The sequence below is a fragment of the Campylobacter concisus genome (assembly GCF_002914195.1).
GTDB lineage: Bacteria > Campylobacterota > Campylobacteria > Campylobacterales > Campylobacteraceae > Campylobacter_A > Campylobacter_A concisus_M.
On the sequence record NZ_PPAU01000125.1, the window covers coordinates 17,086 to 26,416 of the forward strand.

Genomic DNA, 9,331 nt, shown 5'->3' on the forward strand with positions numbered 1-9,331 from the left:
AGAAAGGAGTTAAGATGGCATTAGAAAAATTAACACCTGCTGCAGGTTCAACTCATGCAACCAAAAGAATAGGTCGTGGCCAAGGCAGTGGCAATGGCAAAACTGCTGGCAAAGGTAATAAAGGTCAAAGAGCAAGAAAAGGCTACAATGAGAAAAGAGGTTTTGAGGGCGGACAGCAACCACTTCAAAGACGTCTTCCAAAAGTAGGTTTTACTTCTAAATTTGAAAAACCTTATGTTATTAATGTCGAGAAAATTGCAGCTATAAAAGAGCTTGCTGAAATTTCAATAGCAACAATAGCTAGCGTTCATAAAATTTCAAAGAGCGTTACTAAGATAAAACTAATCGGTGCAAGTGCAAAAGCTCTTGCTTCTAAGATCAAAGACGAGAACGTTAGCGTTAGCGGAACAAAATAATGGATAAAACACTGACCAACAAGATTTTAATCACGTTGGCATTTTTGTTCGCATACAGGATACTGGCTTATGTGCCAGTTCCTGGTGTTAATGTCGACGTAATTAAAGAATTTTTTAATTCAAACAATAGCAATGCCTTGGGTCTGTTTAATATGTTTAGTGGTAAGGCTGCTGAGCGTTTAAGTATCATCTCTTTAGGTATTATGCCTTACATTACAGCTTCGATCATTATGGAGCTTTTAGCAGCAACATTTCCAAAATTAGGCCAGATGAAAAAAGAACGTGACGGTATGCAAAAGTATATGCAAATAATACGTTATGCAACCATCGTTATCACTCTTGTACAATCAATTGGTGTTTCTATCGGACTTCAAAGCTTAAGCGGACGCGGTGGCGAACAAGCTATCATGATAGATATAAATTTATTTATCGCGATCTCTGCTGTATCTATGCTAACTGGAACTATGCTACTTATGTGGATAGGTGAGCAAATAACACAACGTGGTATAGGCAACGGCATAAGTCTTATCATCTTTGCTGGTATCGTCTCTGGTATACCTAGTGCGATCGGTGGAACTGTAAATTTGGTAAATACTTCTGAGATGAATTTCCTAACAGTTATCGCTATTTTGGTGATTATCTTAGCTACTATTGGTGCTATTATATTTGTCGAGATGGGCGAAAGGCGTATCCCTATTTCTTACTCAAGAAAAGTGATAATGGAAAATCAAAACAAACGTATAATGAACTATATACCGATCAAAGTAAATTTAAGTGGCGTTATTCCACCGATATTTGCTAGTGCGATTTTGATGTTTCCTAGTACTATTTTACAAGCTAGTACAAATCCGATCATCCAAGCTATCAACGACTTTTTAAGTCCAAATGGCTATATGTTTAACTTTTTAACATTTTTATTTATTATCTTCTTTGCGTTTTTCTATGCATCGATCGTATTTAACACAAAAGATATAAGTGAAAATTTAAAGAAACAAGGCGGATTTATTCCAGGTGTTAGACCAGGCGAGAGTACAGCTAGCTATCTAAATGAAGTAGCTGGTAGGCTAACTTTGGGCGGCGCTTTATACTTGGGTATCATTTCAACACTACCTTGGGTACTTGTAAAGACTATGGGTGTTCCATTTTATTTTGGTGGTACATCAGTGCTTATCGTGGTTTCAGTAGCACTTGATACGATGAGGCGTATAGAAGCTCAGTCTTATACAAACAAATACCAAACTCTAAGTGCAGTAGGTCTATAAAATGGCTATCACGCTAAAAAGACCAGCTGAGATAGAGAAAATGAGAGCGGCGAACAAGATCGTCGCTCGAACTCTTGATCACATTTCTACGATCATAAAACCTGGAATTTCACTTCTTGAGATAGATAAAATTTGTGAAGATATGATAAGGGCTGCTGGGGCAAAACCTGCTTTTAAAGGTCTTTATGGCTTTCCAAATGCAGCTTGCATAAGTGTCAATGAAGTGGTGATCCACGGAATCCCAAATGAATACAAGCTAAAAGAGGGCGATATCGTTAGTGTTGATATTGGCTCAAATTTGGATGGTTATTTTGGTGACTCGGCTAGGACATTTGGAGTTGGTAAAATTTCAAAAGAAGATGAGGCTTTGATCGCTTGCTCAAAAGATGCACTATATTTTGCGATTGATATCATAAGAGCTGGTATGCATTTTAAAGAAATTTGCTACGAGCTTGAGAAATTTATTCTTGGTAGAGGTTATGTACCTTTACGTGGATATTGCGGTCACGGTATAGGAAAAAGGCCACACGAAGAGCCAGAAATTCCAAACTACCTTGAGGGGCATAACCCAAAAGCTGGACCAAAGATAAAAGAGGGAATGGTTTTTTGTATAGAGCCAATGATCTGCCAAAAAGACGGCACGCCAGTTTTAGGAAGCGATAACTGGAAAGTAACCTCAAAAGATGGTTTGAGAACTAGCCATTATGAGCATTGCATGGCGATAGTTAATGGCAAAGCCGAAATTTTAAGCCAAGCATAAAATAGAGTAAAAAGTTAGAGAAAGGAGAATTTGTGGCAAAAGACGATGTCATTGAGATTGATGGAAACGTTGTTGAAGCACTGCCAAATGCAACTTTTAAAGTTGAGCTTGACAACAAACATATAATTTTATGTCATATCGCCGGAAAAATGAGAATGCATTATATAAAGATAATGCCTGGCGACCGCGTAAAAGTAGAACTTACGCCATATAGCCTAGACAAGGGCAGGATCACTTATAGATATAAGTAAATTTAACCCCTTGGCAAATATGCTAAGTAAATTTAAAGCTGGTTTTGGATAAAATCCAAACTTTGCGAAAAGCTGTATGAAGAATTATTTTCAAAGTTCCCCACTTATTTTGAAAATAGTTGGTTTAAATTCTTTCTTTAGACCTGATGCAGCCCCTAAAAAAGTGGAATAAATTTTTAGGAGACTAAAATGAAAGTTCGTCCTTCTGTAAAGAAGATGTGTGACAAATGTAAAATTGTCAAACGTAGTGGCATAATTCGTGTTATCTGCGAAAATCCAAAACATAAACAAAGACAAGGATAAGGCATGGCACGTATTGCAGGTGTAGATTTACCAAACAAAAAGAGAATCGAGTATGGTTTGACTTATATTTATGGTATAGGTCTTTATAAATCTCGTCAAATTCTTGACGCAGCTGGAATTTCTTACGACAAGAGAGTTTACGAGCTTAGCGAAGACGAAGCAGCAGCTATCCGTAAAGAAATTCAAGAGCACCACGTCGTTGAGGGTGATTTGAGAAAACAAGTTGCTATGGATATCAAAGCTCTTATGGATCTTGGAAGTTATAGAGGTCTTCGCCACAGAAAAGGTCTTCCTGTTCGTGGTCAAAAGACTAAAACTAATGCTAGAACCAGAAAAGGCAGACGTAAAACTGTCGGTGCGGCTACTAAGTAAGGCAAGGGTTAAAGGATAATAAATGGCAAAAAGAAAAATAGTTAAGAAAAAAGTAGTTAGAAAAAGTATAGCCAAAGGTATCGTTTATATCAGTGCAACATTTAACAATACTATGGTAACTGTAACTGATGAAATGGGAAATGCTATTGCATGGAGTAGTGCAGGTGGCTTAGGCTTTAAAGGTAGTAAAAAATCAACTCCTTACGCAGCTCAACAAGCAGTTGAAGATGCTTTAACAAAAGCAAAAGAGCACGGCATTAAAGAAGTTGGCATTAAGGTTCAAGGTCCAGGTAGCGGACGTGAAACGGCTGTTAAAAGTGTAGGAACTGTTGAAGGAATTAAGGTATCTTTCTTTAAAGACATTACACCTTTACCACACAATGGTTGTAGACCGCCAAAACGCCGCCGCGTATAATTAGAGAAAAATAGGAGAAATTATTATGGCTAGATATACAGGACCTGTTGAAAAATTAGAAAGACGTCTTGGTGTGTCTCTTGCATTAAAAGGCGAAAGAAGACTTGCTGGTAAAAGTGCTTTTGAAAAAAGACCTTATGCGCCAGGACAACATGGACAAAGAAGAGCAAAAATAAGCGAATATGGCTTACAACTTCGCGAGAAGCAAAAAGCTAAATTTATGTATGGTGTTTCTGAGAAACAATTTAGAAGATTATTTCAAGAAGCAGCACGTCGTGAGGGTAATACCGGTGCTCTTTTGGTTCAACTATTAGAGCAAAGATTAGATAATGTTGTTTATAGAATGGGCTTTGCAACAACTCGTCGTTTTGCTCGTCAGCTAGTAACTCATGGACATATTTTAGTAAATGGCAAAAGAGTAGATATACCATCTTACAGAGTTGAACCTGGTGCAAAAGTAGAGATTGTTGAAAAATCTAAGAACAATCCACAAATTGTTCGTGCGATAGATCTTACAGCGCAAACTGGTATTGTTGCTTGGGTAGATGTTGAAAAAGAGAAAAAATTTGGAATTTTCACTAGAAATCCAGAAAGAGAAGAGGTTATCATTCCTGTTGAGGAAAGATTTATAGTAGAGCTTTATTCAAAATAATAGAGGGTATAAAGATGAGAAAGATTACTACATCAGCTTATATGCCAACTGAAATTGAAGTTAAAAGTGTTAGCGAAAATGTTGCTAACATTACAGCATATCCTTTTGAGGCAGGTTATGCTGTTACCTTGGCTCATCCATTGCGTCGTCTTCTTTACACAAGCACAGTAGGTTTTGCTCCTATTGGTGTAAAGATAAAAGGCGTTAGCCACGAATTTGACAGTATGCGTGGTATGCTAGAAGACGTAGCTTTTTTTATTATAAATTTGAAAAAAATCAGATTTAAATTAAAAAGCACTAGTGAGCGCGAAGTTATAGAGTATAGCTTTAAAGGACCAAAAGAGATAACCGGGGCTGATCTAAATAATGATCTAGTTGAGATCGTTAACCCAGATGCATACCTTGCTACAATAAACGAAGATGCTGAGTTAAATTTTTCAGTTATCATTCAAAAAGGTATCGGATATGTTCCTAGTGAAGAGATCAGAGAAGAGATTGAAGACGACTATATCGCACTTGATGCTTTTTTTACACCTGTTAAAAAAGCGGTTTATGATATACAAAATGTCTTGGTTGAGGATGATCCAGACTATGAAAAGATCGTATTTACTATAACAACTGATGGTCAAGTTAGTCCGATAGAGGCTTTTAAAAATTGTTTAGAAGCTATGTATCAACAAATGTCAGTATTTAAAGGAATTTTGGATATTGATGTTAGCGCCCCAGTTGCTAGTTCAAGTGCAAGCGGCGAGTTCTCAAAGCTACTTTCTAGTGTAGAAGATCTAAATTTAAGTGCTAGAAGTTTTAACTGCCTTGACAAGGCCGATATTAGATTTATTGGCGAGCTTGCATTAATGGACGAAAACGAGCTTAAAGAGCTTAAAAATTTAGGTAAAAAATCTCTTGAAGAGATTAAAGCGGTTATGGAAGAGATAGGCTATCCAGTTGGTGCCGATGTGTTAAAAGATGGCAAAGAGCAACTAAGAAAGAAAATAACCGAGCTTAAAGCACAAATGAGTGTAAAAGAATAAAAGGACAATAGATGAGACATAAACACGGATATCGCAAACTTGGTAGAACGTCATCTCATAGATCTGCATTGCTTAAAAATTTGGCGATAGCTATCATCAAAAGCGAAAAGATAGAGACGACTTTACCAAAAGCAAAAGAGCTTAGAAGCTATGTTGAGAAGCTAATCACAAGAGCTAGAAAAGGTGACTCTAACGCTCACAGAGCAGTATTTGCTTCTTTGCAAGATAAAGAAACAACAAATAAATTAGTTACCGAAGTAGCTCCAAAATTTAAAGAGCGCAATGGCGGCTATACAAGAATCATCAAGACTCGTGTTCGCAGAGGCGATGCGGCAGAGATGGCTTATATAGAGCTAGTAGCTGAATAATTATTAGAGAGCTTCGGCTCTCTTTTTTATTTTTTATATAAAACCCCCACTTTTAAAATAAAATCCTTCTTTTAAAAGCTTTCTCAAACTATAAATTTCTTTAATTATCTACCAAAATTATTAACCAAAAAACATAAAATTTCTAGTTAAAAGTTGCAAATTTTCTAATCTAAAATCATATATTTTAAATTTTTATCTTTGGGCTCTATGCTAAAATTTTATTTTATAAAGACGATATTTGTTTCAGGCATCTAATAAATTTCAAAGGATTTGAGATGATAGGTAGTGTAAATGGAGTTGGGACAAATTTTTATGTTGGCTCGCAAAGTAGTAGAGCGCAAGAGCTTGATACTAAAAATACTAAACCCAATATAGACAAAAATTCTTTAAATGATTTATCTAGCAGTTTAGTTGATGAACGAAAAAGTCATACCGATACTATAGGTGGGCCAATAAATTTAAATGAAACAAATACGATAAAATTTCAAAAAAATAGCGAGAATCTAACATTTGCTAGCAATTTCTCACTCTCGGGCATAGCTGCTAATGGCAAGATAAGCATCTGGGGCAAGCTCATGGGATACGACAAACAAGTCAGCCAAGATGAGATAAATGATCTCAAAAATTTTATCAACGAGACCAAAGCACTTGGCTTTGGCAGAGCTCACGAAGAGATCATAGGATATTATCCAACAGATGTCGATCTCTTTGCAAAAGAGTACACATCAAAACTTGATGGCAACACACTTCTTGGACTTGGTCACAAGAGTCACGTGGAAGGGTTTGAGATACTTGATAAGGACCTAAGCATAGATGAATTTAAGGATAAGTGGATTGATTATGCACTTAGGCAGTATCTTGGTGAAAGAGTCGGTGTGGAGAGCATTACGATAGGCAAAAAGGCTATCTCTATGCTAACAAGCACTAATAAGCCACCAATCGAGTACCAGACGCTACAAAATATAAATTTCACTGACGAAGAGAGCAGACAGAGATTTCTTACGCTTATGAAAGCTGGCATGAAGAGTGGGGCGGATTTTAAAGAGGTGGTAGAGGGCGTGCTCTCGCTTTATAATGTACAAAATACAGACAAACTTGATGGCAATAAGGTCTATGCCTCAGTGATCGGACGAAGTGAGAAACTGGCTACTTACAACATCAACAAAGATGAGAAATTTGCCTATCTTAAGGAGCTAATGCAACTTGAGAAAAACGGAGTTGATATACTAAAACTAATGGAAAAAGTGGAGCAAAAACAGAAATTAGATATAAAAGTGTAGGCTAAATTTAGTTTTTTGCACCGCTTATCTTTATGATTTTAGTCATAAGAGGCTCTTTTTACTTGGTTTAAATTTTTAAATGATAGAATCTTGATTTCTATTATTAAAATTACGGAGAACTCGTGAGAAAGCTACTTTGGCTAAATCCCGTTGTAAAAAATATGTATGACTTCTCTGCGTTAAAAGAGCTCTTGCAAAACAAGGGCTTTAACATAGTGGAGTGCAAAAAAGATCATGTTTGTGATGTCAAAAATTCATATAAAAATTTATGCTCTAAAGGCATGGTCTTAGATAGTCGCTGTCCAAGAGCTGTAAATTTTATAAGATCAAATTTCAAAGATTTTTCAAACAATATTTCAAACTTAAATCCCATTTTAATTGAAAGCGCCATTGAACTTAGCTCGAAGCTAAAAGAAGATGAGTGGCTTTATATAACAACGCCTTGTGAGGATTTGGCTGAGCTTGGAAATTCTTTAAAGCTAGAGCGAACTACATTTTTAACATGGAAAAATTTTAAAGAGTTAAACGACATAAATTTACAAACAAGTAAAATAGAGTCAAGTCCGATTCCACCTGGATTTTTTGAAAATTTAGGCATAAAAACACTAAGCTTATGTAGCAAAGAAAAGATACAAAACGCATTTTCATACAAATTTAGCGAGCTTAAAAACTATCAGATCATCGAGCTTTTATACTGCGAAAACGGCTGTCACAATGGAGATGGGCTGTGATAGAAATTTTAAAAAAGAGCGTTTTGATCCTAGCGATCTTTGCTCTCTGGCAGGTCGTTTGCGAGCTAGAAATTTTCACACCTTATATCTTGCCAAGTCCTATTACGACACTTAAAACAATGTTTGATATGAGCTTAAGTGGTGAGCTAATAACGCATGTGATGATTAGCTTTAAGCGTATATTTGTTGGTTATATTTTGGCTTTTGTTTTGGCATTTGTTTTTGGTGGAGTGGCGGCGCTATTTCCAAAAGCTAGTATTTATTATGAGTGGATACTAGAGTTTTTTAGAAATGTTCCGCCACTTAGCCTTATTGCTATTTTGGTACTTTGGTTTGGTATAAACGAAACACCAAAAATTATTATTATCATCCTAGCATCGTTTTTTCCAATGTTTTTAAGCATTTCAAAAGGGCTAACTAGCTGCGATGTGAAGCTTATTGAAGTTGGTAAAATTTTTTGTTTTAGCAAATTTGAAATTTTTTACAAAATCATCCTAAAAAATGCCATAAAGGATATCTTTGTCGGTATGCGTATAGGTTTTGGCTACGCTATGCGAGCGATTGTGGGGGCGGAGATGATCGCAGCTTCTAGTGGGCTAGGCTATTTCATACTTGACGCTGAGGAGCTTTCGCGTGCAGATAGGATATTTGTAGGCATTTTTACGATAGGAATTTGCGGTGTGCTCATAGATAGGATATTTTTATTTTTGATATCTAAATTTAGCCTTTTGCGAAGTGAAAAATGATAGAAATTTTAAATTTATCCAAGCATTTTTTTATTAATGGCAAGCGTATCGACGTTTTAAAAGAGCTAGATTTAAGCATAAAAAAAGATAAGATCACCGTTATACTTGGCAGAAGTGGTTGCGGTAAAACTACGCTTTTAAGGCTTATTGCTGGACTTGAGGGCGTAAGTCTAGGTGAGATAAAATTTAAAGAGCAAGCAAAGATCGGCTTTGTATTTCAAGAGCCTAGGCTCATGCCTTTTTTAAATGTCTATGAAAATATCGTATTTGCGCTTAAAAAGTATGAGATAGACGAGGTAAAGATAGATAGGCTCATATCAATGATAGGGCTTAATGAGTTTAAATTCGCCACTGTTTCGCAGCTATCTGGCGGTATGAGCTCGCGTGTTTCTCTTGCAAGAGTGCTTGCATATAAAGCAAATTTGATCCTTATGGATGAGCCATTTGCGGCACTTGATGCTTTTACGAGAGCCAGCATGCAGGCTGAAATTTTAAAGCTCCAAGCCGGCAAAACCATCATTTTTGTCACTCATAACGTCGATGAAGCCCTATATTTAGCAGATGAGGTAATTTTGCTTGAAAAAGGCGGGATGAAATCAAGCTATGATCTATCAAATCTAGCCAAGCCAAGAGATTTGCTTTGCAATGAATTAATAAATTTAAAGCGTAAAATTTTAAGTGAAATTTAGCATTTTATAAAATGATAATTAAAACCAAAACGAAGCAAAAAGTTATATAATTTGG

General features: G+C 36.2%; 14 protein-coding genes. All 14 read left to right on the top strand.

Annotation, left to right across the window (positions count from 1 at the left end; genetic code table 11):
* The first annotated feature begins 14 nt into the window (after nt 1–14).
* The 14 genes from rplO (at nt 15) to CYP28_RS08860 (ending at nt 9,276) form a co-directional block, all read left to right on the top strand.
* Nucleotides 15–416, top strand: a complete 402-nt coding sequence (gene rplO / locus CYP28_RS08795; RefSeq protein ID WP_021089212.1) for a 50S ribosomal protein L15 — start codon at nt 15–17, stop codon at nt 414–416.
* Nucleotides 416–1,678 (top strand): preprotein translocase subunit SecY, encoded by a 1,263-nt coding sequence (gene secY / locus CYP28_RS08800; protein ID WP_054197277.1) that lies wholly within the window; start codon nt 416–418, stop codon nt 1,676–1,678. The genes rplO and secY overlap by 1 nt, the downstream gene beginning before the upstream one ends.
* A 1-nt stretch (nt 1,679) precedes the next feature.
* The gene (map, locus tag CYP28_RS08805; protein ID WP_103593891.1) at nt 1,680–2,438 is read left to right on the top strand and encodes a type I methionyl aminopeptidase; all 759 of its coding nucleotides are present in this window, start codon (nt 1,680–1,682) and stop codon (nt 2,436–2,438) included.
* Between the two features lie 32 nt (nt 2,439–2,470).
* Nucleotides 2,471–2,689, top strand: coding sequence for a translation initiation factor IF-1 (gene infA / locus CYP28_RS08810; protein WP_002848031.1), 219 nt, complete (start codon nt 2,471–2,473; stop codon nt 2,687–2,689).
* Nucleotides 2,690–2,878: 189 nt separating this feature from the next.
* Nucleotides 2,879–2,992, top strand: a complete 114-nt coding sequence (gene rpmJ, locus CYP28_RS08815; protein ID WP_002941545.1) for a 50S ribosomal protein L36 — start codon at nt 2,879–2,881, stop codon at nt 2,990–2,992.
* Between the two features lie 3 nt (nt 2,993–2,995).
* Nucleotides 2,996–3,364 carry a 30S ribosomal protein S13 gene (gene rpsM, locus CYP28_RS08820; protein ID WP_012140556.1) on the top strand — a complete coding sequence of 123 codons (369 nt, stop codon included), beginning with the start codon at nt 2,996–2,998 and terminating at the stop codon, nt 3,362–3,364.
* A 22-nt stretch (nt 3,365–3,386) separates the two neighbouring features.
* Entirely contained in the window at nt 3,387–3,779 is a 393-nt protein-coding gene (rpsK, locus tag CYP28_RS08825) for a 30S ribosomal protein S11 (protein ID WP_103593892.1), read from the top strand.
* Between the two features lie 25 nt (nt 3,780–3,804).
* Nucleotides 3,805–4,431 carry a 30S ribosomal protein S4 gene (rpsD, locus tag CYP28_RS08830; protein WP_054197275.1) on the top strand — a complete coding sequence of 209 codons (627 nt, stop codon included), beginning with the start codon at nt 3,805–3,807 and terminating at the stop codon, nt 4,429–4,431.
* Nucleotides 4,432–4,445: 14 nt separating this feature from the next.
* Nucleotides 4,446–5,462, top strand: coding sequence for a DNA-directed RNA polymerase subunit alpha (locus tag CYP28_RS08835; RefSeq protein ID WP_103593893.1), 1,017 nt, complete (start codon nt 4,446–4,448; stop codon nt 5,460–5,462).
* An 11-nt stretch (nt 5,463–5,473) separates the two neighbouring features.
* On the top strand, nt 5,474–5,830 hold the full coding sequence (rplQ, locus tag CYP28_RS08840) for a 50S ribosomal protein L17 (RefSeq protein ID WP_002941584.1): 357 nt from the start codon (nt 5,474–5,476) through the stop codon (nt 5,828–5,830).
* 275 nt (nt 5,831–6,105) lie between these two features.
* Complete coding sequence (locus tag CYP28_RS08845; protein WP_103593894.1) at nt 6,106–7,110, top strand: hypothetical protein; 1,005 nt, start codon at nt 6,106–6,108, stop codon at nt 7,108–7,110.
* 122 nt (nt 7,111–7,232) lie between these two features.
* Complete coding sequence (locus CYP28_RS08850) at nt 7,233–7,841, top strand: hypothetical protein (RefSeq protein ID WP_103593895.1); 609 nt, start codon at nt 7,233–7,235, stop codon at nt 7,839–7,841.
* Nucleotides 7,838–8,587, top strand: coding sequence for an ABC transporter permease (locus CYP28_RS08855; protein ID WP_103593896.1), 750 nt, complete (start codon nt 7,838–7,840; stop codon nt 8,585–8,587). The genes CYP28_RS08850 and CYP28_RS08855 overlap by 4 nt, the downstream gene beginning before the upstream one ends.
* Nucleotides 8,584–9,276, top strand: coding sequence for an ABC transporter ATP-binding protein (locus CYP28_RS08860; RefSeq protein WP_103593897.1), 693 nt, complete (start codon nt 8,584–8,586; stop codon nt 9,274–9,276). Before CYP28_RS08855 ends, CYP28_RS08860 begins: the two co-directional genes overlap by 4 nt.
* Nucleotides 9,277–9,331 lie beyond the last annotated feature (55 nt).

Excerpts from the sequence above, each read along its gene's own strand:
- rplO (WP_021089212.1), top strand. The coding sequence starts at position 15 with ATGGCATTAGAAAAATTAACACCTGCTGCAGGTTCAACTCATGCAACC.
- secY (WP_054197277.1), top strand. The coding sequence starts at position 416 with ATGGATAAAACACTGACCAACAAGATTTTAATCACGTTGGCATTTTTG.
- map (WP_103593891.1), top strand. The coding sequence starts at position 1,680 with ATGGCTATCACGCTAAAAAGACCAGCTGAGATAGAGAAAATGAGAGCG.
- rpmJ (WP_002941545.1), top strand. The coding sequence starts at position 2,879 with ATGAAAGTTCGTCCTTCTGTAAAGAAGATGTGTGACAAATGTAAAATT.
- rpsM (WP_012140556.1), top strand. The coding sequence starts at position 2,996 with ATGGCACGTATTGCAGGTGTAGATTTACCAAACAAAAAGAGAATCGAG.
- rpsK (WP_103593892.1), top strand. The coding sequence starts at position 3,387 with ATGGCAAAAAGAAAAATAGTTAAGAAAAAAGTAGTTAGAAAAAGTATA.
- rpsD (WP_054197275.1), top strand. The coding sequence starts at position 3,805 with ATGGCTAGATATACAGGACCTGTTGAAAAATTAGAAAGACGTCTTGGT.
- CYP28_RS08835 (WP_103593893.1), top strand. The coding sequence starts at position 4,446 with ATGAGAAAGATTACTACATCAGCTTATATGCCAACTGAAATTGAAGTT.
- rplQ (WP_002941584.1), top strand. The coding sequence starts at position 5,474 with ATGAGACATAAACACGGATATCGCAAACTTGGTAGAACGTCATCTCAT.
- CYP28_RS08845 (WP_103593894.1), top strand. The coding sequence starts at position 6,106 with ATGATAGGTAGTGTAAATGGAGTTGGGACAAATTTTTATGTTGGCTCG.
- CYP28_RS08860 (WP_103593897.1), top strand. The coding sequence starts at position 8,584 with ATGATAGAAATTTTAAATTTATCCAAGCATTTTTTTATTAATGGCAAG.